The organism is Ruegeria sp. CDSA034 (assembly GCF_059612275.1).
The window spans coordinates 1-21,715 of the sequence record NZ_JBXWQH010000015.1; the positions used below are offsets into that span (position 1 = coordinate 1).

Annotated in this window: 24 protein-coding genes; 13 read left to right on the forward strand and 11 right to left on the reverse strand. The window is 57.1% G+C overall.

Annotated elements, in window-relative coordinates:
• The coding region (locus tag AC2FLJ_RS19205) for a hypothetical protein (protein WP_282153203.1) at positions 1-194 on the forward strand (194 nt) is incomplete at its 5' end.
• Here AC2FLJ_RS19205 and AC2FLJ_RS19210 read toward each other — a convergent pair.
• Positions 191-784: a hypothetical protein gene (locus tag AC2FLJ_RS19210; protein WP_058273249.1), complete on the reverse strand. Its 594-nt coding sequence runs from the start codon at positions 782-784 to the stop codon at positions 191-193. The two genes, AC2FLJ_RS19205 and AC2FLJ_RS19210, sit on opposite strands and share 4 nt — an antisense overlap.
• A gap of 97 nt (positions 785-881) precedes the next feature.
• On the reverse strand, positions 882-3,230 hold the full coding sequence (locus AC2FLJ_RS19215) for a DNA topoisomerase IV subunit A (protein WP_496707207.1): 2,349 nt from the start codon (positions 3,228-3,230) through the stop codon (positions 882-884).
• A gap of 202 nt (positions 3,231-3,432) precedes the next feature.
• Here AC2FLJ_RS19215 and AC2FLJ_RS19220 point away from each other — a divergent pair, with 202 nt between their 5' ends.
• The 6 genes from AC2FLJ_RS19220 (at position 3,433) to AC2FLJ_RS19245 (ending at position 7,750) form a co-directional block, all read left to right on the forward strand.
• Positions 3,433-4,044, forward strand: coding sequence for an SH3 domain-containing protein (locus AC2FLJ_RS19220; RefSeq protein WP_496707209.1), 612 nt, complete (start codon positions 3,433-3,435; stop codon positions 4,042-4,044).
• Between the two features lie 69 nt (positions 4,045-4,113).
• Positions 4,114-4,941: an SDR family NAD(P)-dependent oxidoreductase gene (locus AC2FLJ_RS19225; RefSeq protein ID WP_496707210.1), complete on the forward strand. Its 828-nt coding sequence runs from the start codon at positions 4,114-4,116 to the stop codon at positions 4,939-4,941.
• Positions 4,942-5,021: 80 nt separating this feature from the next.
• Positions 5,022-5,225 (forward strand): twin transmembrane helix small protein, encoded by a 204-nt coding sequence (locus AC2FLJ_RS19230; RefSeq protein WP_058273252.1) that lies wholly within the window; start codon positions 5,022-5,024, stop codon positions 5,223-5,225.
• Positions 5,226-5,798: a cob(I)yrinic acid a,c-diamide adenosyltransferase gene (locus AC2FLJ_RS19235; RefSeq protein ID WP_058278922.1), complete on the forward strand. Its 573-nt coding sequence runs from the start codon at positions 5,226-5,228 to the stop codon at positions 5,796-5,798. It abuts the gene before it with no gap.
• A 264-nt stretch (positions 5,799-6,062) separates the two neighbouring features.
• A complete protein-coding gene (locus AC2FLJ_RS19240) occupies positions 6,063-6,821 on the forward strand; it encodes an electron transfer flavoprotein subunit beta/FixA family protein (protein ID WP_058278923.1) in 759 nt (252 codons plus the stop codon).
• Complete coding sequence (locus AC2FLJ_RS19245) at positions 6,821-7,750, forward strand: electron transfer flavoprotein subunit alpha/FixB family protein (RefSeq protein ID WP_058273255.1); 930 nt, start codon at positions 6,821-6,823, stop codon at positions 7,748-7,750. The genes AC2FLJ_RS19240 and AC2FLJ_RS19245 overlap by 1 nt, the downstream gene beginning before the upstream one ends.
• 61 nt (positions 7,751-7,811) lie before the next feature.
• Here the strand turns inward: AC2FLJ_RS19245 and AC2FLJ_RS19250 are convergent, their stop codons facing one another.
• On the reverse strand, positions 7,812-8,633 hold the full coding sequence (locus tag AC2FLJ_RS19250) for a DUF6473 family protein (protein WP_496707212.1): 822 nt from the start codon (positions 8,631-8,633) through the stop codon (positions 7,812-7,814).
• A 162-nt stretch (positions 8,634-8,795) separates the two neighbouring features.
• Between AC2FLJ_RS19250 and AC2FLJ_RS19255 the strand changes: the two genes are divergently transcribed.
• Positions 8,796-9,671, forward strand: a complete 876-nt coding sequence (locus AC2FLJ_RS19255) for a 3-hydroxybutyryl-CoA dehydrogenase (RefSeq protein ID WP_058273257.1) — start codon at positions 8,796-8,798, stop codon at positions 9,669-9,671.
• A gap of 50 nt (positions 9,672-9,721) precedes the next feature.
• On the opposite strand, the gene AC2FLJ_RS19260 is transcribed toward AC2FLJ_RS19255, so the two are convergent.
• From AC2FLJ_RS19260 to AC2FLJ_RS19290, 7 genes are read right to left on the reverse strand one after another with little or no spacing between them, the layout of a single operon-like run.
• Positions 9,722-10,621: a lysophospholipid acyltransferase family protein gene (locus AC2FLJ_RS19260; protein ID WP_109312295.1), complete on the reverse strand. Its 900-nt coding sequence runs from the start codon at positions 10,619-10,621 to the stop codon at positions 9,722-9,724.
• Between the two features lie 39 nt (positions 10,622-10,660).
• Positions 10,661-10,930 (reverse strand): HPr family phosphocarrier protein, encoded by a 270-nt coding sequence (locus AC2FLJ_RS19265; RefSeq protein WP_058273259.1) that lies wholly within the window; start codon positions 10,928-10,930, stop codon positions 10,661-10,663.
• A 17-nt stretch (positions 10,931-10,947) separates the two neighbouring features.
• Complete coding sequence (locus tag AC2FLJ_RS19270; protein WP_496707214.1) at positions 10,948-11,340, reverse strand: PTS sugar transporter subunit IIA; 393 nt, start codon at positions 11,338-11,340, stop codon at positions 10,948-10,950.
• Positions 11,337-12,218, reverse strand: coding sequence for an RNase adapter RapZ (gene rapZ / locus AC2FLJ_RS19275; RefSeq protein ID WP_496707215.1), 882 nt, complete (start codon positions 12,216-12,218; stop codon positions 11,337-11,339). The genes AC2FLJ_RS19270 and rapZ overlap by 4 nt, the downstream gene beginning before the upstream one ends.
• On the reverse strand, positions 12,215-12,685 hold the full coding sequence (locus AC2FLJ_RS19280; RefSeq protein WP_496698575.1) for an HPr kinase/phosphorylase: 471 nt from the start codon (positions 12,683-12,685) through the stop codon (positions 12,215-12,217). Before AC2FLJ_RS19280 ends, rapZ begins: the two co-directional genes overlap by 4 nt.
• Before the next feature lie 3 nt (positions 12,686-12,688).
• A complete protein-coding gene (locus tag AC2FLJ_RS19285) occupies positions 12,689-14,398 on the reverse strand; it encodes a sensor histidine kinase (RefSeq protein WP_282169900.1) in 1,710 nt (569 codons plus the stop codon).
• 32 nt (positions 14,399-14,430) lie between these two features.
• Complete coding sequence (locus AC2FLJ_RS19290) at positions 14,431-15,135, reverse strand: response regulator transcription factor (protein WP_170561191.1); 705 nt, start codon at positions 15,133-15,135, stop codon at positions 14,431-14,433.
• A 347-nt stretch (positions 15,136-15,482) separates the two neighbouring features.
• Here AC2FLJ_RS19290 and AC2FLJ_RS19295 point away from each other — a divergent pair, with 347 nt between their 5' ends.
• The 3 genes from AC2FLJ_RS19295 to AC2FLJ_RS19305 all read left to right on the forward strand — a co-directional run bounded on the left by AC2FLJ_RS19295 (position 15,483) and on the right by AC2FLJ_RS19305 (position 18,318).
• On the forward strand, positions 15,483-17,081 hold the full coding sequence (locus tag AC2FLJ_RS19295) for a phosphoenolpyruvate carboxykinase (protein ID WP_282169901.1): 1,599 nt from the start codon (positions 15,483-15,485) through the stop codon (positions 17,079-17,081).
• Positions 17,082-17,451: 370 nt separating this feature from the next.
• A complete protein-coding gene (locus tag AC2FLJ_RS19300) occupies positions 17,452-17,742 on the forward strand; it encodes a hypothetical protein (protein WP_058273655.1) in 291 nt (96 codons plus the stop codon).
• 111 nt (positions 17,743-17,853) lie between these two features.
• On the forward strand, positions 17,854-18,318 hold the full coding sequence (locus AC2FLJ_RS19305) for a hypothetical protein (protein ID WP_496698571.1): 465 nt from the start codon (positions 17,854-17,856) through the stop codon (positions 18,316-18,318).
• Here the strand turns inward: AC2FLJ_RS19305 and AC2FLJ_RS19310 are convergent.
• Positions 18,315-19,079 carry a sulfite exporter TauE/SafE family protein gene (locus AC2FLJ_RS19310; RefSeq protein ID WP_496698569.1) on the reverse strand — a complete coding sequence of 255 codons (765 nt, stop codon included), beginning with the start codon at positions 19,077-19,079 and terminating at the stop codon, positions 18,315-18,317. The two genes, AC2FLJ_RS19305 and AC2FLJ_RS19310, sit on opposite strands and share 4 nt — an antisense overlap.
• Positions 19,080-19,224: 145 nt before the next feature.
• Here AC2FLJ_RS19310 and AC2FLJ_RS19315 point away from each other — a divergent pair, with 145 nt between their 5' ends.
• Together AC2FLJ_RS19315 and AC2FLJ_RS19320 are read left to right on the forward strand one after the other, a co-directional pair.
• Positions 19,225-20,916 (forward strand): acyl-CoA dehydrogenase family protein, encoded by a 1,692-nt coding sequence (locus AC2FLJ_RS19315; RefSeq protein WP_496698567.1) that lies wholly within the window; start codon positions 19,225-19,227, stop codon positions 20,914-20,916.
• Between the two features lie 216 nt (positions 20,917-21,132).
• Positions 21,133-21,687, forward strand: coding sequence for a hypothetical protein (locus AC2FLJ_RS19320; RefSeq protein WP_109312306.1), 555 nt, complete (start codon positions 21,133-21,135; stop codon positions 21,685-21,687).
• Positions 21,688-21,715: the final 28 nt, after the last annotated feature.

Below are 21,715 nucleotides of genomic sequence, written 5' to 3' on the forward strand. Positions count from 1 at the left end.
GTCTTGCCGTGGTCAACGTGGCCAATCGTGCCGATGTTGACGTGCGGCTTATTACGCTCAAACTTTTCCTTTGCCATTCCTCAGGCGCCCTTTTGCGATTGGGGGGACCCGTGGTCCCGTGGTTACATCTGCGCGCGCGAGATATTTGGTTCAAAGGGGAAAATCAAGCACATCCTGCGTTAAAAGCTGGTTAAGACGCCGGATTTTGGGTGACCTCGACGGATTCCAACGGCTGGATCAGGTCGGGACGCTTGTCGAACCAGCCGTTGTCCTTGTGTTCCTCGGCCAGCCATTCCTCGACACGATCGGCAACCTTGAGCGCTAATCCGTCCATTTGCTCTTCTCTGGTGCGGGTATGTCCAGATCCCGTAAGAGCGCTTTCACCGGTCGTGTCTTCAAGAACCTGGAACTGTTTGCCTTTGGCCAGAAACTCTTTTTTGCGCACGTCGTAAACATTCACCAGAACGATTGCCGTGCTTTTGGGATTGTAGATCACCGGTACACCCGGAGGGGCCAGCATAAACCCCTCAAGACTGATTCCTATGTCGTATTCCTGGGCACCCTCATACCGGCCAAGCCGAATATTCACGGCGTTCTGAATGGCGTCTTCCCACTCTTTAGGTGTCGCTTCCCGCGACACCGGCCCCTTCCGGGCCTTTTCAGCAAAGGCATAATTGACGCGCAATTTGAATTCGCCCAGCGACTCAGGCTCTTCGTAAACCTGTGTCTGCGTGCACGCACCCATCAGGGCCAGTCCGGTAATCAGGGTCAAAGCTCGCAACATGTTCTCGTCTCGATATGCCTGTTTTTCTTTGATCTAGCGCAACGATACGGCTTGTGCCAAGCCGTATCGGCAGAATTCCACTTGCAAGCGCGCTTGCTCACGAAAATTTATAGTCGCGCGGGAAGCCGTAGGGTGCCTTTTTGCCAACGCTGGCCCGTTTGGCCAGCCACTGTGACATGTCCGCCTCGTGCCGGGTCTTGTCACCGCCCATGGACCACCTCAGCCCCTCTTCCCAGTTGAAGGTCGTGATGTCGGACAGGCCACCATCCAGTTCCAGTGTCCCCTGCCGGCCGCGCGCCATATTGTATTTTTGCAGGCGTACGCCCTTACCGCGCCCCATTTCGGGCAGCTCTTCCACTGGGAACACCAAGAACTTGCCGTTCTGCGACACAACCGCGACGTGATCGCCCGAAACGGGCTTACAGATCATCGCCGTCTCATCGGCTTTGACGTTCAGCACCTGCTTACCGTTGCGGGTCTGGGCCAACACGTCATCTTCGGGCACCATGAACCCGTTGCCCGCGTCTGACGCCACCAACAGCTTGCGCCCTGGTTTGTGGATCAGGATGTCGATGATCTGCGCCTCGTTCGGCAGGTCGACCATCAGGCGCAGCGGTTCGCCCATACCGCGCCCGCCCGGCAGATTGGCGGCGCTGAGCGTGTAGAATCGTCCGTTCGAGGCAAACACCAACAAGCGGTCAGTCGTCTCAGCGTGGAATATGAAACGCGGGCCGTCGCCGTCCTTGAACTTTAACTCGCGCTTAAGGTCGATGTGACCGGTCATAGCGCGAATCCAGCCCATCTGAGAGCAGACAACCGTGATCGGTTCTTTGTCGATCATTGCCTCAAGCGGCACTTCTTCGACCTGCCCGGCTTCGGCGAATTGGGTTCGGCGCGCGCCACCTTCATGGTCTTTGCCAAAGGTCTTCTTGGTCTCTTTCAACTGCTCGGCGATTTTGGCCCATTGCAGGGCCGGGTCGGCCAGCAGGTCTTCGAGATTGGCGCGTTCCAACATCAATGCGTCGCGCTCACGAACCAGTTCCATCTCTTCCAGACGGCGCAAGCTGCGTAGGCGCATGTTGAGGATCGCATCGACCTGAACCTCGGACAATTCGCCCTCGCCCGGCTTGGGCGAGACATAGTCGGCCTCGCTGGTGGCGCGGATATGGTCGATGCCCCAATCCTCACGCATCAGCGCGGCTTTGGGGTCGTCGTCGTAGCGGATGATGTCGATCACACGGTCGAGGTTGAGGAAGGCAACAATAAAGCCCTCCAACACTTCCAGCCGGTGGTCGATCTTCGCCATGCGGTGGCGCGAGCGGCGCAGCAGCACCTCTTGCCGGTGATCTAGGAAGGCGCGCAGCACTTCCTTCATCGAGCAGACCTTGGGCGTCACCCCGTCGATCAGCACGTTCATGTTCAGGCTGAATCGCACCTCAAGGTCCGAACTGCGATAGAGCATGCCCATCAAAACCTCTGGGTCCACGTTCTTGGAGCGCGGTTCGAGGATCAGGCGGATGTCATCTGCGGATTCGTCGCGTACGTCGGCAAGGATCGGGATTTTCTTGGTCTGGATCAGTTCCGCGATCTTTTCGATCAGTTTGGATTTCTGAACTTGATAAGGGATCTCGGTGACAATGATCTGCCACTGGCCGCGGCCCAGATCTTCGACCTCGTATTTGCACCGCAGACGGAAAGATCCACGCCCGGTTCGATAAGACTGCGCAATATTCTCTGGGGGCTCGACGATAATGCCACCGGTCGGGAAGTCCGGACCCGGCACATAGTTCAGCAACGTATCATCGCGGGCATCCGGCACCTTGATCAGATGCAGACAGGCATCACACAGCTCGGCAATATTGTGCGGCGGGATGTTCGTTGCCATGCCCACCGCGATTCCGCTGGACCCATTGGCCAGCAGGTTCGGAAACTGCGCCGGCAGTACGACCGGCTCGGACAGCGTGCCATCATAGTTGTCGCGGAAATCGACGGCGTCTTCGTTCAGCCCCTCAAGCAACGCTTCGGCCACGATGGTCATCCGCGCCTCTGTGTAACGTGAGGCCGCCGGGTTATCACCGTCGATATTGCCAAAGTTACCCTGCCCGTCGACCAGCGGGTAGCGAACGTTGAAATCCTGCGCCAGACGCGCCATCGCATCGTAGATCGCGGCATCGCCATGCGGGTGATAGTTACCCATCACGTCGCCGGAAATCTTCGCGGATTTACGGAACCCGCCCGTTGCGCTGAGTCGAAGCTCGCGCATCGCATAGAGGATTCGCCTGTGCACAGGCTTCAGCCCATCGCGCGCATCGGGCAATGCCCGGTGCATGATGGTGGACAGCGCATAGGTCAGATAGCGTTCGCCAATCGCGCGGCGCAGCGGTTCAGCTATCTCGCCCCCATTGTCGGGGGCCTCCATATTGGGGTCGTCTATCGTATCGTTCATATATGATGTGATACGCCGCAAGCGCGCGCTGGTAAAGCAATCAGCTTAGATTTTGCTGGGGACAAGTCGCGCTTTTTGCAACAGGGGGAGACAAGTCCCGGAATTCCCCCGGTTTTCGACTCGGACCGCGAAATATGGTAGGCTGTCTTCATTAGACTGCTGCCAATTTCTTGTACCTAACGATTGACCTGGGGGATGCGCCATGACGCGCCTTATTATTTTGACTTTCACTGCACTTGGCTGGTGCTTTTACGTTATGAGCGGCGGACCAGATTTCGAACCGCGCGGCTTGCGGAGCGATCAACCCGTACGCGTTGCTTCTGCATCCCAGCCTGCGGCAGTAGCACCCGCCCGGGTTGAAGAACTTGTGACCAATGTGGCCGTACGGGCCCCGAAAGTGCGTGCACGACCCCAACCTGAACCCGAAGAGATCGTGCAGATCGTGGCCGAACCAGCCAGCCTTCAGTCTCTGTCCGGCATCTCGGTATTCGATGATCAGAGCGCAAACATCACGCTTGCTTCGCTGGAAGACGGCGTGGCGGGATTGCGTCAGACCGATGATGCGCCCCTGCCGGAAACATCAGAGGCCGCGGCGATTCCCGAACCTGAAAAAGACATCCGCGAAATCTCGGGAACGCGGGTGAACATGCGCGATGGGCCTGGCACCATATACCCAATTGTCGGCAAAGCGGCCATCGGACAAAAGGTCGAAGTACTGAGCGATTCCGGAACCGGCTGGCTGCGTCTGCGCGTGTTGCCCGCGCAACAGGTCGGTTGGATTTCCGCCTCACTGGTTCGAAAAATTCAAAACTGACGCTGCACCGTCATTGTCCTGACCCACACCTCGCAATAGCTTTGGCCTGAATTGAAGGTCAGGAAGATCATGCAGAAAACCATTCTTATCACCGGCTGCTCATCCGGCATCGGTCTGGACGCGGCACACGGTATGCGTGCGCGCGGCTGGCGTGTCTTTGCGTCCTGCCGCCAGCAGCGTGATTGCGACCGGCTGCGCGCGCAAGGCTTTGAAAGCCCGCGCATCGACTATACCGACGCCGCAAGTATCGCCTCGGGCCTGACCGAAGTGCTTGAGGCTACCGGAGGCACGCTGGATGCGCTGTTCAACAACGGAGCGCACGGCTTGCCCGGCGCAGTTGAAGATCTGCCGACCGAAGGGCTCCGCGTGATATTTGAGGCCAATTTCTTTGGCTGGCATGAACTCACCCGACTGGTGATTCCTGTCATGCGCGCGCAGGGGCACGGGCGAATCGTTCAGAATTCGTCGGTTCTGGGCCTCGTGGCCTTCCCATGGCGCGGCGCATATGTCGCCACAAAGTATGCCATTGAAGGTCTTACCGACACGCTGCGTCTGGAACTTACCGGAACGAATATCAAGGCCATCCTGATTGAACCCGGCCCAATCACGTCGAAAATCCGCGAGAATTCGATCCCCTTCTTCGAGCGTTTCATCAACTGGGAGAACTCGGCCGTGCGCGAAAAATATGAGGCTTCGCTGTTGAAAAGACTGTACGAATCCTCAGGCCCGGACCGGTTCGAACTGCCTGCATCAGCGGTGACCGACAAGCTGGCCCATGCGGTTGAATCAAAAAGGCCGCGCGCGCGCTACTATGTCACTACGCCAACCTATATCGCCGGATATCTGCGCCGCCTTTTGCCCACCCGCACCATCGACCGCATTCTGTCGGACGTCTGAGGCGAAATTACCCGTTCGCTTTTCATGTACATGAGGCTAGATGATAGCCAAACGAAACAAGAAACGCGGACGGTGTGCTTATGGACCTTTTGATGGTCATTTTGCTGTTGGCCATGGCGGCGGTCGTCGTCGTGCTGGCGATCGGCATCTCCAATTTCGGCAAAAGCGGCAAAGCTGCTGCGATGAAAAGCAACAAGATGATGCGCCTTCGCATCCTGTTCCAGTTCATTGCTGTGGTGCTGATCGTGCTCTACGTCTACCTGCGCGGACAAGGAGCTCAATAAATGGTCGTTCTGAACAAGATTTACACCCGCACCGGCGATGATGGAAAAACTGCGCTGGGCAACGGCGAACGGGTCGCCAAGTATTCTGGTCGCGTGGCCGCGTATGGGACCGTTGACGAACTGAACGCTTTTGTTGGCGTTGCTCGGACCGAGGCGGAAGGCGACGTCGATGCCGCGCTGGCGCGCATTCAAAACGACCTGTTCGATCTGGGCGCAGATTTCTGTCGCCCCGACATGGAAAAAGACGCCGAGGCCGACTACCCGCCCCTGCGCATCGTTGCATCTCAGATTGATCGGTTGGAAGCCGAGATTGACGTGATGAACGAAACGCTGGAGCCGCTGCGCAGCTTCATCTTGCCCGGCGGGTCGCGTCTGGCAGCGAATCTGCATGTCTGCAGAACCGTATCCCGCCGCGCCGAACGCCTTGCGGTCGAATTGACCAACATGGAGCCCGTGAACGCAGTCGCGGTGAAATACCTCAATCGTCTGAGTGACTGGTTTTTTGTTGCCGCCCGCTGCGCCAACGAAAACGGAACTGCGGACGTTTTGTGGGTTCCGGGCGCAAACCGCTGAAGTTGGCGCGGGATCCGGCGAAACCTGCAGCGACCAACAAAGCAAAACCCCAGCCAAACGAGTGGGGCCCAAAGCTCTGGCACCGGCCACCAAAGCAATAAAATTTCACGTCGTTGCGTCAAAATACATGAAACGCGACGTCTCAAGTTCATGACGTGACGATTTTGCCCTGTTGCAGCGTGAACTGAGACGCTATTCAGTCCCCCGAGAGCATTGGTGGAGTCGCTTCGCGGCTTACCGTTTTTTGTGAGGAGCAAGCGCAAAATGAAGGTACTCGTGCCTGTCAAACGCGTGATTGACTATAATGTGAAAGTTCGCGTGAAAGCGGACGGTAGCGGTGTTGATCTCGCCAATGTCAAAATGTCGATGAACCCGTTCGACGAAATCGCTGTGGAAGAAGCGATTCGCCTGAAAGAAGCAGGCAAGGCTGACGAAATCGTTGCGGTTTCGATTGGCGTCAAGCAATCGCAGGAAACCCTGCGCACCGCACTGGCCATGGGCGCTGACCGCGCCATTCTGGTTGTTGCCGCCGATGACGTCCATCAAGACATCGAACCGCTGGCCGTTGCCAAGATCCTGGCCAAAGTGGTCGAGGAAGAGCAACCCGGCATCGTTTTGGCTGGTAAGCAAGCGATCGACAACGACATGAACGCTACCGGTCAGATGCTGTCGGCCCTGCTGGGCTGGTCGCAAGGCACCTTCGCGTCCGAGCTGGACATCGAAGGCGACAGCGCCAAGATCACCCGTGAAGTAGACGGCGGCCTGCAGACCATCAGCGTCAAGATGCCGACCATCGTCACTGTTGACCTGCGCTTGAACGAGCCGCGCTATGCGTCTCTGCCGAACATCATGAAGGCGAAGAAAAAGCCGCTGGACGAGAAAACCGCCGCCGATTACGGCGTCGACGTCACACCGCGTTTGGAAGTTGTCAAAACCGAAGAGCCGCCGGCACGTGCTGCTGGTATCGTCGTCGGCTCGGTTGATGAGCTGGTCGAGAAACTCAAAGAAGCGGGGGCTGTGTAATGGCTGTTCTTCTTCTCGCAGAAGTCAACAACGGCGAACTGGCGATGGATGCCACCGCCAAAGCTGTCACGGCCGCAAAGGCACTGGGTGACATCACCGTTTTGGCCGCGGGCGGTTCTGCCGCTGCTGCCGGTGAAGCCGCCGCCAAGATCGACGGTGTGTCCAAGGTACTGGTTGCCGAAGACGCGTCGCTGGGTCACCGCCTGGCTGAATCGACCGCGGCGCTGATCGTGGGTCTGGCTGATGGCTATGAGCACATCGTTGCCCCAGCGACCACCGACGCCAAGAACGTGATGCCGCGCGTTGCAGCCCTGCTGGACGCGATGGTGATCTCGGATGCATCCGGCGTGGTTGACGGCTCGACTTTTGAGCGTCCGATCTATGCGGGCAACGCGATCCAGACCGTGAAGTCACACGATGCCAAGAAAGTCGTCACCTTCCGTACCGCGTCCTTTGACGCGGCTGGCGAAGGCGGCTCGGCTGCGGTTGAGACCATCTCGGTCGGTGACAACCCAGGTCTGTCGTCATGGGTCGAGGACAAGGTTGCCGCGAGCGACCGTCCGGAACTGACCTCGGCTGGCGTTGTTGTCTCGGGCGGCCGTGGTGTCGGCTCGGAAGAGGACTTCAAACTGATCGAAGGTCTTGCTGACAAGCTGGGCGCCGCTGTTGGCGCATCGCGCGCCGCCGTGGATTCGGGCTATGCACCGAACGACTGGCAGGTCGGTCAGACCGGTAAGGTTGTTGCACCCGACCTGTATGTCGCGATCGGCATTTCGGGCGCGATTCAGCACCTGGCTGGTATGAAAGACTCGAAAGTCATCGTTGCGATCAACAAGGACGAAGAAGCGCCGATCTTCCAGGTTGCGGATTTTGGGCTGGTTGCAGATCTGTTCCAGGCCGTACCCGAACTGACCGAGAAACTCGGTTAACCGCTGGATTAGCTTTTTCATCGCGAAATTTGGAAAGGCCCGCTAATTGGCGGGCCTTTTTTTAATGCAGATTGCGTATTGGCCGCATCAAAGCTGCCGCGATCGCCCGATGGGCAGCTGGGCCAATCATGTGCTCTGCCATTGGCTGTTGCAGTGTACCGAACAACATGTCCTCAATCTCGTCAGACTGGCCGCACACATGGGTTTTGACGTCGACGATATCCGTGCAGGATTTGCCAACGAACTGGATCATCTGATCCGTTACGTCGACATCAGCGAAGTCAATGTGATGCGCGCCCTGCTCTCCTCGAAGGACCTGCAGCCGCAAGAGGATCACCAGGGTTTCCAGGCCTTGCAAAAATTCACCGATCTTCCGAACCCAGTTTCGGCGCAGTTCGTCCAGAACAACTTCGATGCGCGCGTCGCGAACCTTTTGCAGGCAGGTCATCAGGTGGCGCACGAAATGAACCTCGGTGAAGTCAATTTCGGGATACAGGCTGATCAAATCCCTCGTTGGCGCCAAAAACCGGTCGTTGCGCCTGGAATGAACGCGATAAAATTGGTTGGACTGCCCAAGAAGCCCTGGCGCCTGCATGACGCACACATCTGCGCCTCTTAGCAAATTGCACAACCCCATGTCATCGCACAACGCGTCAACGCCGCTGAACAGGCATCCAAAGTTCAGAACGCGTCTTTCAAGCCGGTCTTCGAGAATAGCTGAGAATGGTCGGTCGACGAATCGCCCAAATGTCTCATCCCCGCCAACGCAAGCTGCGTAGGGTTGATCCAGAACACGCCGAGCACCGCGAAACCACAGCCGCGATCCTTCATATTGGCAAACCTCATGCCCGGGTCCCCCCGAGCCTGTTTGATGATAGCTCATATCACTCACCCATTTTTCACCCGGTTGCCATCTTGCAGCCGCAAATCTTGAGAAAATCCTAATGTGCGCATTTGAAGCAAAATCGAACTGTCGGATCCCCTTGCCGCCCGCCCCGATCTGTCGATACTGTCGCCGTATCCCGAGACACAAAGGCACCTGAACATGGATGTAAAATCGGTCGGAGTGATTGGCGCAGGTCAGATGGGCAATGGCATTGCTCATGTTCTGGCGCTGGCAGAGTATGACGTTCTGCTGAACGATGTCTCGCAGGACGCGCTGGACAGCGCCGTGGCGACGATTGAAGGCAATCTGGCCCGACAGGCATCAAAAGGCAAAATCTCGGACGAAATGATGCAAGCCACACTGAGCCGGATCAACACAACGTTGGAGCTGCCCCAGTTGGGTCAGACCGATCTGGTGATCGAAGCCGCAACCGAGCGGGAAGCAATCAAACAGGCGATTTTCGAAGACCTGCAGCCGCATCTTCTACCCCATACGATTCTGACATCCAACACGTCCTCAATCTCGATTACCCGCCTGGCCAGCCGAACAGATCGTCCGGAACGCTTCATGGGGTTCCATTTCATGAACCCGGTGCCCGTGATGCAGCTGGTCGAGCTGATCCGGGGGATTGCCACGGATGAAGAGACGTTCAAATCGTGCAAAGCGGTTGTGGACCGGCTTGGAAAAACGGCGGCCAGCGCGGAAGATTTCCCGGCCTTCATCGTGAACCGCATCCTGATGCCGATGATCAATGAGGCCGTATATACTCTCTACGAAGGGGTCGGCAGCGTGCAGTCGATTGATCAATCGATGCGGCTAGGCGCAAACCATCCAATGGGCCCGCTGGAACTGGCTGATTTCATTGGGTTGGACACATGTCTGGCGATTATGAACGTGTTGCACGACGGGCTGGCAGACACCAAGTATCGGCCCTGCCCACTGCTGACAAAATACGTCGAAGCCGGCTGGCTTGGCCGTAAGACCGAACGCGGGTTTTATGATTACAGAGGTGAAACACCGGTCCCAACGCGCTAAAGGGGGCCAGCCCCCTCGCCCGGGATATTATGAGCCAAATGAAGAGCGGATCAGGAATCGCGTGATTTACCAAGCGCCATTGTGCGTTTTCTGAGCCACGCCATGAAACCGCGCGGATCACTTTCCAGCAGCTTCATATCCTCGTCCGAAATCGGCTCGCCAATCACCGGAGATTGCGGCTTGTTGCAAGAGCGAACGATCTCATGCAGCAGCAGCCCCTGTCTTAGGATCGGCGACAGCTTGTTGGCAATCTGATAGGCGCGTGAATTGCTGCCCGGAAAGAAAATCGGAACCACCTGCGCGCCGGATCGGCGGATCATCTTGGCGGTAAACACATTCCATTCCTGCTCTTGCGCAGGACCGAACCAGTCATCCGAGGACATCACCACACCCGACGGGAACAGCGCAACAACGCCACCTTCTTTCAGGTGTTCCATCGCCTTGCCACGCATCTCAAGCATTTTGGCTTGCGCTTCGGGGTCGTGTGGAAAAGGAACCGGGATCATGAACGAGGTCGCGGCCTCATCCAGTCCAGTCAGGACCGAGCGGGTCAGGATGCGGTAGTCATTGCGAACCTGCCCGATCAATTCGGCCAGTATCATGCCGTCGACCATGCCATGCGGGTGATTGGCCACGACGATCACAGGCCCTTCTTTCGGGATATTTGCATATTGGTCCTGCGGCGTGGTCAGGTTGATTCCCATGACCTCAAGCGCACCGCCCCAGAACCTTTGACCACGGTAGTATTCGTTCTTTTTTTCGAACTTATTGACCATCCGCAGAATGGTTAGCTTACCCGTACACCATTCGATGGCGCGGATAGCTGTAGACGTCCAGGCATCGTCGAAGGAATTCGCATAGGTCAGGGTTCTACGATCATAGATTTCGCCCTGATCTTCCGTCCCGTCCACCACCGGGCCTGTCTTGGTCTCGTGCGTCGTTTGCGCCAATTCCTGGTTTTCCCGTTCTTCGTATCGCGACTGGCAGGATTAGAACCCTTCCCCGAACTTTCCGTTCACAAGGGTTTCCAATGCATCCGCCAACGCCTCAGCATCCGGTCCGGACGTCTCGACGTCAATAGTCGTTCCGCGAGACGCTGCCAACATCAAAAGACCCATGATGCTGTCCCCTGATGCAGAAAGTCCGTCTTTGGACACCTCTGCCTGCGCGTCAAACCCCTCAACTACTTCGACCAGCTTAGCCGAGGCGCGGGCGTGCAGGCCTTTTTCATTGATTATTTTCAAGCTTCGGTTGGTCATTCTTAATCAATCCGGTCTTAATCTAACGTCACGTTTTGGGCATTGATATATTTGCGTCCAGCCTCCATCGCCCGCCGGACCGCATCCCCGATCGGCAGGTGGCGACTTTTGGCCAATTTAATCAGCATAGGCAGATTTGCACCGTAAAGAATACGCCGATCCTGCGGCGCACAGGCCTTCAGACTTAGATTCGACGGGCTGCCGCCGAATAGATCCGTGACGACAACCACACCGTCGCCGACATCGACACCGTCAGCGGCCATGCAGATTTCTGACTGCTTGGCTTCCCGGTCATGGTCAGCCTCAATCGAGATTGCGGCCAGGCCCGGTTGATTTCCGACAACATGCTGCATTGCGGCCAGATATTCCTGAGCCAGCCCGCCATGTGCTACGAGTACGATCCCGATCAATCCAGCCTCTCATTCAACGATCGACGTTCCATTTCGCGGTGCCTAATTGCCACTTGCTGCCCTTCCTGTGCAAGGGCCTTTGCGACCGCTTCTACAGTTGCGACCGATCTGTGTTGCCCACCGGTACACCCGAAGGCCACCGAGAGATGCGCTTTGCCTTCGGCGCGATAGGCCGGAAGCAACAATTTCAGCAGATCGACAACTCGGTCAAAAAACGGCGCGTAATTCGCGTCAGACTGTACATAGCGCGCCACGTCCTGGTTTCGACCATCTTCGGCTCGCAATTCCGGACGCCAGTAGGGATTCGCCAGAAACCTGCAATCAAAAACCATGTCCAATCCGTGCGGCAAGCCGCGTTTGTACGAAAAAGATTCGATGGATACCGCCAGATGTCGACCGCCTTCCGGAGCGAACCAATGCTCGACCTCCTTGCGTAGCTGGTGAACGTTAATCTGGCTGGTGTCGATCAGAATGTCCGCAATTTCTCTGATCGGGGCCAACAGCTCTTTTTCCTGCAATACACCGGCCTCAGGACCTGCATCGGCCGCAACCGGATGGCGTCTTCGGGTTTCCGAAAACCGCCGCAGCAGCACTTCGTTTCGACAATCCAAATAGAGAACCGTCAGCTCGACCTGCTCGGTCCGCCGCAGCCGCATAACAAGATCAATGAACCCGATGGTCGAGAAATCGCGATTTCGGGCATCGATGCCCAACGCCATTGGCCGATCGTTTTCCGGACCGTCCAGCAAGCGCATCAAAAGGCCCATCGGCAAATTGTCGATGGCTTCGAACCCCAAGTCTTCAAGCACACGGATCGCCGTTGTCCGCCCAGCACCCGAAGGGCCGGTGATCAGAACGATCCGCCGCTGTTGTTTCATTTGCTGGGCCATTCCGGGTTCACGCGCCCCATTTTCATCAGTTGCATCAATGCCGAAGCCAAGTTGGGGACGCCGCGCCCGCGAAGCAAGGGCACAGTTTGCCCAAGGGCTCGGATCGAGATCGGATCTGGCAAACGTGCTTCTTCCCGCTGGTCCAGATCCACCACATAGCGCAAGCCCACTGGCCCTACGGGTGGCGCGCGCAACAATCCGATACCGCGGGCCTCAATAACGCCGCGGATATTTGGGGCCGCATCAGCAGTCACTTCACCGCCGTTATTGCGTAAAGCCACGCGGTCATCACCGACAAGTTCGGCACCCAGCGCCATCATCTGCAAGACCAGCTCGGATTTTCCCGCCCCTGGCGCGCCAACAACAAGCAGACCTCGCCCGCCAACGGCCACGCAGCTGGCGTGGAGTATGGCACTGTCCTGTTTTTCCAGATCATAGATTGACGGGGCACTCATGATTTACACGGGCAAACCGACTACAAAGCGCGCGCCTAGTGGGTCCGAGGTGATATCGGCATCGGTTGGCCGGATGTTTTCGGCCCAGATCACACCACCATGTGCTTCGACAATTTGCTTGGAGATTGCCAGCCCCAGGCCCGAGTTATTTCCGAAGTGCTCGGCGGGACGCTCGGAATAGAATCTTTTGAAGACCTTGGTCAGGGCCTGCTCCGGAATACCGGGACCGGTGTCTTCGACCACGACCAGCACCCTGTTTTCGCGCCGGCGGACCCAGACACGGATCGCATCGCCTTCCTCGCAAAACGAGGTGGCATTGGTGATCAAGTTGACAAAGACCTGCGCCAGTCGCGCCTCCAGCCCGTTGATTATGATCGGATTGGACGGCAGATCGGTTATATAGTCGATCCCCTTGGCCCGTGCATCTTCACCCAGATGCTGGCTGATATTGCCAACCAGCTTCACCAGATCAAACGGCTGTTCTTCTTCCTTGACCAGTTCGGCATCCAGACGGGACGCGTTCGAGATATCGCTGACCAGACGATCCAGACGGCGAACATCATGTTCGATCACACCCATCAGTTTTTCACGTTGGTCATCGCGTTTGACCATTCGTAACGTTCCCACAGCTGATTGAAGGCTGGCCAGGGGGTTCTTGATTTCATGCGCGACATCAGCGGCGAACTGTTCGTTCGCGTCAATTCTGTTGTACAGCGCGGTCACCATGCCCCGCAGCGCGCGGCTGAGCAGACCGATTTCATCCGGACGCGCGGTCAGGTCGGGGATGCGAATACGGCCGGGGTTCACTCCGGCGCCCCGGTCCTTACCCAGTTCGGCGGCTGCCGCAAGATCCGCCAACGGGTTTGCGATGGTTGAGGCGAGAACAAGGCTAAGTCCGATCGACACAAGAAGCGCGACAACAAACATCTGAAGGATGCGCTCCTGCTCGCGACGGGCGAGGGCGTCAATCTCTCCGGATGGACCGGCCATGGCAACGGCCCCCACGGCGACGCCATCCTGCAGGATCGGGGCGGCTGCAACGATGACCGTTTCGCCAAAGTCATCCTTGACGGCCTGCACCTGCATCTGCCCCTGCAGCGCGCCGGGTACTATAGTCTGAACCCGTTGCGCCAGCGTAGGCGCTTCGCTGGGTTCTGTGGCGGTAAACACACGCGACAAACCCGTCCACACGGCGTTCAAGGCGTCGCTGATCAAGGTACTGCCGGTCTGAACCTCGGACTCGGACGCCAACAGCGCCTGCTCGGATGCTGCGCCACGCGCCCATCCAATCAGAGTTCCCCGCTCGTCATAGACAAAGACTTCGCCCCCTTGGGGTAGGGCAAGGCCCTCCAGCGTGTCCTTTACGTCCAGTGCGCCGGCATCCTGCGACAGGCCGGACGCTGTTTGGCGCAGTTGTGCTTCGAACACATTGCTGACCAGTTGCGCATCCCCGATCAGGTTGCGCGCGGTCTGCTGTACCTGCTCATCGCGGGAATCGTCCAGATACAGCAACCCGGTGACCAGCGTTACCAAGGCGATCAGGTTGAGCGTGATAATCTTGCGCGCAAGCGGCGAGCCGCGCATTGCAAACAGGCCGCGGCGGCGGCGCGCGTGCCGAAGTTCGGCTGACTCGGGATCCTGTGGGATGACCCAATCATCCCCCAGAACGACATCACCGTCCCGCAATTCGCTGGCTTGTTCTGTATCGCGCACGAGACCCGGTTACCCCTAGTATATGGCCACGCCTATTCTTCGTTGTACCTGTACCCAATTCCGTACAGTGTTTCGATCGCCGAAAACTCGGGATCTGCGGCGCGCATTTTCTTGCGCAATCGCTTAATGTGACTGTCGATCGTACGATCGTCCACATAGACCTGATCGTCATAAGCCACATCCATCAGCTGATCGCGGCTTTTGACAAAGCCCGGTCGCTGGGCCAGCGCTTGCAACAGCAGGAACTCGGTCACGGTCAAAGAAACGTCCGAGCCCTTCCAGCTGACCGCGTGGCGCAGTGGATCCATCCGAAGATCGCCGCGCTCCATAACCTTGGCATCACCTGTGTTGGCGGTTGTCACATCGCCAGTCGTCGCCTCTTGCCGGCGCAGCAGCGCGCGGATGCGTTCAACCAATAGACGCTGAGAAAAAGGCTTCTTGACGTAGTCGTCCGCGCCCATGCGCAGGCCGAGAACCTCGTCAATTTCGTCATCCTTGGATGTAAGGAAAATCACCGGCATCTGGGTTTTCTGCCGAAGCCGCTGCAACAGGTCCATCCCGTCCATCCGCGGCATCTTTATGTCCAGAACAGCCATATCGGGCAGTTTCTTGTTGAAAGCGTCCAGCGCTGCCTGCCCATCATTATAAGTCTCAACCTCGAACCCTTCGGCTTCGAGCGTCATGGATACGGACGTCAGAATATTTCTGTCGTCGTCCACCAATGCAATCTTCGACATCGGGTTAACCCCTATTCCTGCTCACTCACGCAATAATTCGCTTATTAGTAGGGCATCTTTGTCGTTTTTATGGCTGCGAATCAATCCGTATCTGCGAATCGTGCGATTGTTGTCACACAGATGCGGCAAAAAAGCCGTTAATACGCGCGTAAAAGCGCCTTGTTTTCTGGCGGGAAATTAGTGGTGGCGCTAAACTTTGACTTGGTTGCGCTAACTGCGCCAAACCGTCCTGTTCATGCCCCAAACGACCATGTTAAGACCCGCGCATCCGCCGGTTTTTCCCGGTATACTGCCCCAAGAGCGCCCCCGGCCCAACTGCCGGCGCGCCGCCACAGGAGAAGAAACGCATGACATCTGGACGGGTTAACCCGCAATTCCGCCTCGAAGATCAGGGCATCGAGGGTCTGGGCAATGTCTATTACAACTTCATGGAACCGGCGCTGATCGAAGAGGCGCTGAAGCGCGGCGAAGGCACTCTTGGCAATGGCGGAGCCTTTCTGGTTACCACCGGCAAATTCACCGGCCGTTCGCCCAAGGACAAACACGTCGTCAAAACCGACAGTGTTGCCGATACCATCTGGTGGGAAAACAACGCCGCGATGACCCCCGAGGGTTTTGACGCGCTGTATACCGATATGCTCGAGCATATGAAGGGCCGGGATTATTTCGTGCAGGATCTCGTCGGCGGCGCCGATCCCGCCTATTCGATCAATGTGCGCATGGTCACCGAACTGGCATGGCACAACCTGTTTATCCGCCACTTGCTGCGCCGTCCGGATCGCGAAGACCTGGAAGAGTTCATTGCAGATTTCACCATCATCAACTGCCCCAGCTTCCAGGCCGACCCGGCCAAGCATGGCTGCCACAGTGAGACCGTGATTGCGCTGAACTTCGACCGCAAGATGATCCTGATCGGCGGTACGGAATACGCGGGCGAGAACAAGAAATCGGTTTTCACCCTGCTGAACTACATGCTGCCTGAAAAAGGCGTGATGCCGATGCATTGTTCGGCCAATCACGCCGTTGGCAACCCGGTCGACACCGCCGTGTTCTTTGGCCTGTCCGGCACCGGCAAGACCACCCTGTCTGCAGACCCTGCCCGCACGTTGATCGGCGATGACGAACATGGCTGGTCGGATCGCGGCACCTTCAACTTCGAAGGCGGTTGCTATGCCAAGACCATCAATCTGAACGCTGAAGCCGAGCCGGAAATCTATGCGACCACCAGCAAATTCGGCACTGTGATCGAGAACATGGTCTTTGACCCCGAAACCAAGGAACTGGATTTCGAGGATGACTCTCTGACCGCGAACATGCGCTGCGCCTATCCGCTGGAGTATATCTCGAACGCCTCGAGCAGCGCGCTGGGTGGGCACCCCAAGAACATCATCATGCTGACTTGTGACGCATTTGGTGTTCTGCCTCCGATCGCGCGACTGACACCGGCACAAGCGATGTATCACTTCCTATCTGGCTTCACGTCGAAAGTCGCAGGAACCGAGCGTGGCGTGACCGAGCCTCAGCCGACATTCTCGACCTGCTTTGGCGCACCCTTCATGCCGCGCCGCCCGGAAGAGTACGGCAACCTGCTGCGCGACAAGATCGCTCAACATGGTGCAACTTGCTGGCTGGTGAACACCGGCTGGACCGGCGGCGCCTATGGCGTTGGCAGCCGGATGCCGATCCGCGCAACCCGCGCACTGCTGACCGCGGCGTTGGAAGGATCGCTGCGCGACGCCGAGTTCCGTAAGGATGCTAATTTCGGCTTTGACGTCCCGGTCTCGGTTCCCGGCGTTGCCGAAGTTCTGCTGGATCCGCGCCGCACTTGGGATGATCAGGCAGCATTTGACAAGCAGGCTGAAAAACTGGTGCAGATGTTTGCCGAGAACTTCGAGCAGTATCTGCCCTTTATTGACGATGACATCAAAGCCGTCGCAATCGGTTGATATCAAAGGGGGGCGGTTTTCGCCCCCTTCCTCTTCCCACAGACGAGTAACTTCGCGGTAATCTTCTTGTGGTTGTATAATGCACCTTGCATATACAAATTCATTGCCCGCTGCAGCAGATTGCAGTACTCCACTGTGTCATTATGACGTAAAAGCCCGGCGCTTTCGCACCGGGCAGGAAGTAAAAAGACCTTGGGGACACTCAATGAGCGCGCACTCACATTCGCGATTTGAGCAACCTAATCAGATATCTAGTGTAATCCATCGGGGATGGGTGTCAACATGAGACGTGCTGAAAAAATTCAGTTTCGGCGAGTTTCTAACTTTCGCTTTAGCGCGAAAGGCGACAGGGAAAACGACAGGTAAACAAATGACGGAAATCTCGAAACTGACCGAACTTCGCAAATTGATGCAGAGTATGGAACGGACGCTTGGGCTGGAACAACTCTCTCCGGTTGAGCGTGACATTTACTACGCGGCTGAAGAATTGTCGAAAGCCGATCAGGAAGTCCGTACGTTCGGTTTGATCGAGCATACCCTTGTTCAAAGCGTCTCGCGCCCGACGTTTTTCCGTGCGCTGAAATCGCTGGTCCAAAAAGGCTATCTGTCTCAAAGCGGCAACGCCAACCGGGGGCGGTATATCGTACATGCGCCCAGGTGACACCGCCAACCTGCGTGTTGATGGCTAATCATCGTGCGCAGATGGGCCTCTGACACTTTCTTCGCCTCACTGGCTTACATAGTTGCATCATTCCTCACCTTTGAGGTCTTGATGCCGCTGCAAAACGTGTTCTTTCCGGAATATCCAAGCCGGGCCAGCCTGCTGTTCCTACCTCACGGGGTTCGGGTCCTGGCGGCGTGGCTATTAGGGTGGCGTGCGATTTTCGCATTGTTGCCGGGCGTCTTTGCAGTCTTTGCATTCCTTGGGGGTGCAGATGTCTTTTTGCCCAGCCGCTTGTTGGCAATTGTCATCGCGGTCACAACGGTTCCCACCGTGTTCTACTTGCTCAAGTGGGCAGGTTGGGACTTGTTCCCCAGACCCGATCGCAAACCCTGCTGGTTGTGCGTCATGGGTGTCGGCGTGATCACGTCGTTCCTGGCATCCGCTATGACAAACATGAGTTTTGGCAGCGCAGGGGTAGAGTACATCGCCTTTCTGATCGGCGATATCTCGGGGCTGTTTTTCCTGATGCTGGGGCTTTACTTCGCGTTTCGGTTTATGGACCGCAGAACTTAACCTATCAGACCGCGGCGCAGCAAGTTCAACCCAGCGGCCAACAACACAACCAAAGTCACTTTTCGAAACAACGCCTGATCGATTCTCGATTGCAACTGCATGCCCACCCACATCCCGATCACCGCCGGAACGATAAGGGCAGCCGAAAACGGCGCGGTGTCGGCCCGCAGGATACCTGATCCCATATGGGCCACCATCAGGGCAATTGCACCCAGCCCATAGATGACCCCCTGCACCCGCATCTGCACGGCTTTCTGCGTGTTCAGGGCCGTCAGGTACGCCACTGTTGGCGGTCCCCAAATACCGGACATACCACCGACAAACCCTGCGACGGCCCCGATCAAAACTTCTATTCTGGCCGATGGCTCTTTCAGCACCAACTTCACACCCAGGACCTGGATCAAGGCAAAGAACGTGACCGGAACGCCAATCATCAACAGGAAGGTCGATGTCGGCACCAAAGTGACCAGCTTGGCTCCGGCCAGAAGGAACACCAAACCCACGATTAAAAAGATGCGAAACTCCCTGACCGACGACACGGCCGCGGAAACACCCTGTCCCAAAGCCTGAAAGACATTAGTTACCAGTGTCGGAAGGATCAGACCCGCGATGGCCAGCTCGGGCGGTAGAAAGACACTCAACCCTGAAACCATAACCATCGGCATGGCAAAACCGACGATACCTTTGACCCACCCAGCCAGAAACGCAACGCTCAGAGCCAGCAGAAGATCCTGTGGAGGTAGTAAAGAAAACAATGTCATGGCCCCCTGATATCATTCCTGACGGGCGCTGCACTGCAAAAACGCTCGAGAAATATTAGAACTTTTTCGCAACGCAATACGTATTTTTGTTGCGCTGCACGTGCAGCATGATATGACCAGACGACACGAGAAAAGGACACGATTCATGGCCCATGACGGACAGGATATGACCCAGATGACAACACCTGCGATTTTGCCCGATCTTCTGACGCTGACCCGTGCGGCGGCACCCGCCGTAGAAACAGTGTTCGAGCGTGCGCGTGAGTCGGTGCGCGGTATGGTTTCCGCTGATGGGCGTGTATCCGGTACCTTGATCGAAGCCAATCAAACTGCCGCCCATGGCTTGTCATGGCTGGCCACGTATTCTCAGTCGCTGAAACAGATGCAACGCTGGGCCGAAGCGCTGGAGGCCGAAGGCAAGTTCGGTGAAATCGAACAGTTGCTGCACCAAATCGCCTTTGGCGAATACCTGCACCAGGTTGCGGGCGGCATTCCGATGAACCAGGGCGAAGTCGTGCGCCTGCAGGACATGGGTCTTGGCTGGGACGCGCTTTCCGGATTTCAGATCCCCGAAATTCAAACGCTGATGGCACAGGCCAATTCTCAGGCCGCCCGCACACGGCTGGTGGCTCTGATGGAAGATCAGGCAGGTGCCACCATGTTCGGTGCCTCGGGTCTGGATGAAGAGCTTGAGATGATCCGTGACCAGTTCCGCCGCTATGCGGTCGAAAAGGTCGAGCCCCACGCTCATGACTGGCACCTCAAAGACGAACTGATCCCGATGGAAGTCATCGAGGAACTGGCGGAAATGGGTGTCTTTGGCCTGACCATCCCCGAAGAATTCGGCGGCTTCGGTCTGTCCAAGGCCTCGATGTGTGTGGTCTCGGAAGAGCTTTCGCGCGGCTATATCGGCGTGGGCTCTCTTGGTACACGTTCCGAGATCGCGGCCGAGCTGATCATCGCGGGCGGCACCGATGAACAAAAAGCCAACTGGTTGCCTAAACTGGCCAGCGCCGAAATTCTGCCGACAGCCGTTTTCACCGAACCAAACACTGGCTCGGATCTGGGCAGCCTGCGTGCACGTGCGGTCAAGAACGCGGACGGTGACTATGAGATCACCGGCAACAAAACCTGGATCACCCACGCGGCACGTACCCATGTGATGACGCTGCTGGCCCGGACCAACCCGGACACCGCCGATCACCGCGGTCTGTCCATGTTCCTTGCGGAAAAGACCCCGGGCACAGACGAGAACCCCTTCCCCACGCCCGGCATGACCGGCGGTGAGATCGAAGTTCTGGGCTATCGCGGGATGAAAGAATACGAGCTGGGCTTTGACGGTTTCAAAGTCAAAGGCGAGAACCTGTTGGGCGGTGAAGAAGGCAAAGGCTTTAAACAGCTGATGGAAACCTTCGAAAGCGCGCGCATTCAAACCGCTGCCCGCGCCATTGGTGTGGCCCAAAGCGCGCTGGATATCGCGATGCAATACGCGCAGGACCGCAAACAGTTCGGCAAGTCGCTGATCAACTTCCCCCGTGTGTCCGGCAAACTGGCCATGATGGCGGTCGAAATCATGATCGCCCGTCAGCTGACATATTTCTCAGCCTGGGAAAAAGATCACGGTCACCGCTGCGACCTTGAGGCCGGCATGGCCAAGCTGCTTGGCGCTCGTGTGGCCTGGGCTGCGGCGGATAACGGTCTGCAAATCCATGGCGGCAACGGTTTTGCGCTGGAGTACAAGATCAGCCGCGTTCTGTGTGACGCGCGCATTCTAAATATTTTTGAAGGGGCTGCCGAAATTCAGGCACAGGTTATTGCACGGCGTTTGCTGGGCTAACCGGAATTAGGCATCCCGTTTCCCCAACTAGACCCGGTCTTGTGCCGGGTCATTTTCTTTGTTCCGAACCCCAGTTTGAAATTCACGCCGTCTGTTCTGTGACAGGATAGAGACCTTTCTGATCCTCAATCGAAAAAACTTCCCCCTTTGCTTTTTGTTGAAACCCCTTTAGGGCACGCTGCGACCCAGACCGGGCCCAAGGATGGTGATGACAGAATGACCCGACTATTTTTTGCGCTTTGGGCGACCGTTGCAGCCCTGATACTGGGCGGATGCGCCACAACCCAGCCTGTGGCGGGCTACACCGAGGTAGACGAGCTGGCACTGGCGATCGAAAACCTTGGACCCCAAGTCGATCCCGCCGAGGCACAAAAGGCCGCCACCATCGCCTACACCTATTCGCAGCAACTGAAGCGGGATTGGAACGTCACAGACCCGGCGATTATCCATAACGCCAAGGTCATCAACGGGTTCCGGGAAAAGGGATTGTGCAACGACTGGGCGCAGGCCATGACCCGCCGCCTGCAGCAGGAAAACTTCCGAACTTTGGACGTGCACTGGGCTACGTCGCCCCCAACCGCCTTTCGGATCATCCACCATTCTGCCGCTATCAGCGCCAAAGGAGACACGATGAAAGATGGCATCATCCTTGATCCATGGCGCAACAGCGGTGCACTGTTTTGGGATCAGGTAACCGACGACACCAGATACAATTGGCGGCCGCGCCTGGACGTTCGCGAAGAACTTATCAGCGGTGAGATCCCCTACTAATCTGGCTTCGCCGGTTCGCTCGGCACCA

Bases quoted from the DNA above. Each gene is read 5' to 3' on its own strand.
- AC2FLJ_RS19215 (WP_496707207.1), bottom strand. From the start codon at position 3,230: ATGAACGATACGATAGACGACCCCAATATGGAGGCCCCCGACAATGGG.
- rapZ (WP_496707215.1), bottom strand. From the start codon at position 12,218: ATGAAACAACAGCGGCGGATCGTTCTGATCACCGGCCCTTCGGGTGCT.
- AC2FLJ_RS19320 (WP_109312306.1), top strand. From the start codon at position 21,133: ATGACCCGACTATTTTTTGCGCTTTGGGCGACCGTTGCAGCCCTGATA.
- AC2FLJ_RS19280 (WP_496698575.1), bottom strand. From the start codon at position 12,685: ATGAGTGCCCCGTCAATCTATGATCTGGAAAAACAGGACAGTGCCATA.
- AC2FLJ_RS19305 (WP_496698571.1), top strand. From the start codon at position 17,854: ATGCCGCTGCAAAACGTGTTCTTTCCGGAATATCCAAGCCGGGCCAGC.
- AC2FLJ_RS19230 (WP_058273252.1), top strand. From the start codon at position 5,022: ATGGACCTTTTGATGGTCATTTTGCTGTTGGCCATGGCGGCGGTCGTC.
- AC2FLJ_RS19210 (WP_058273249.1), bottom strand. From the start codon at position 784: ATGTTGCGAGCTTTGACCCTGATTACCGGACTGGCCCTGATGGGTGCG.
- AC2FLJ_RS19245 (WP_058273255.1), top strand. From the start codon at position 6,821: ATGGCTGTTCTTCTTCTCGCAGAAGTCAACAACGGCGAACTGGCGATG.
- AC2FLJ_RS19310 (WP_496698569.1), bottom strand. From the start codon at position 19,079: ATGACATTGTTTTCTTTACTACCTCCACAGGATCTTCTGCTGGCTCTG.
- AC2FLJ_RS19235 (WP_058278922.1), top strand. From the start codon at position 5,226: ATGGTCGTTCTGAACAAGATTTACACCCGCACCGGCGATGATGGAAAA.
- AC2FLJ_RS19295 (WP_282169901.1), top strand. From the start codon at position 15,483: ATGACATCTGGACGGGTTAACCCGCAATTCCGCCTCGAAGATCAGGGC.
- AC2FLJ_RS19220 (WP_496707209.1), top strand. From the start codon at position 3,433: ATGACGCGCCTTATTATTTTGACTTTCACTGCACTTGGCTGGTGCTTT.
- AC2FLJ_RS19240 (WP_058278923.1), top strand. From the start codon at position 6,063: ATGAAGGTACTCGTGCCTGTCAAACGCGTGATTGACTATAATGTGAAA.
- AC2FLJ_RS19250 (WP_496707212.1), bottom strand. From the start codon at position 8,633: ATGAGCTATCATCAAACAGGCTCGGGGGGACCCGGGCATGAGGTTTGC.
- AC2FLJ_RS19255 (WP_058273257.1), top strand. From the start codon at position 8,796: ATGGATGTAAAATCGGTCGGAGTGATTGGCGCAGGTCAGATGGGCAAT.
- AC2FLJ_RS19290 (WP_170561191.1), bottom strand. From the start codon at position 15,135: ATGTCGAAGATTGCATTGGTGGACGACGACAGAAATATTCTGACGTCC.
- AC2FLJ_RS19315 (WP_496698567.1), top strand. From the start codon at position 19,225: ATGGCCCATGACGGACAGGATATGACCCAGATGACAACACCTGCGATT.
- AC2FLJ_RS19265 (WP_058273259.1), bottom strand. From the start codon at position 10,930: ATGACCAACCGAAGCTTGAAAATAATCAATGAAAAAGGCCTGCACGCC.
- AC2FLJ_RS19300 (WP_058273655.1), top strand. From the start codon at position 17,452: ATGACGGAAATCTCGAAACTGACCGAACTTCGCAAATTGATGCAGAGT.
- AC2FLJ_RS19225 (WP_496707210.1), top strand. From the start codon at position 4,114: ATGCAGAAAACCATTCTTATCACCGGCTGCTCATCCGGCATCGGTCTG.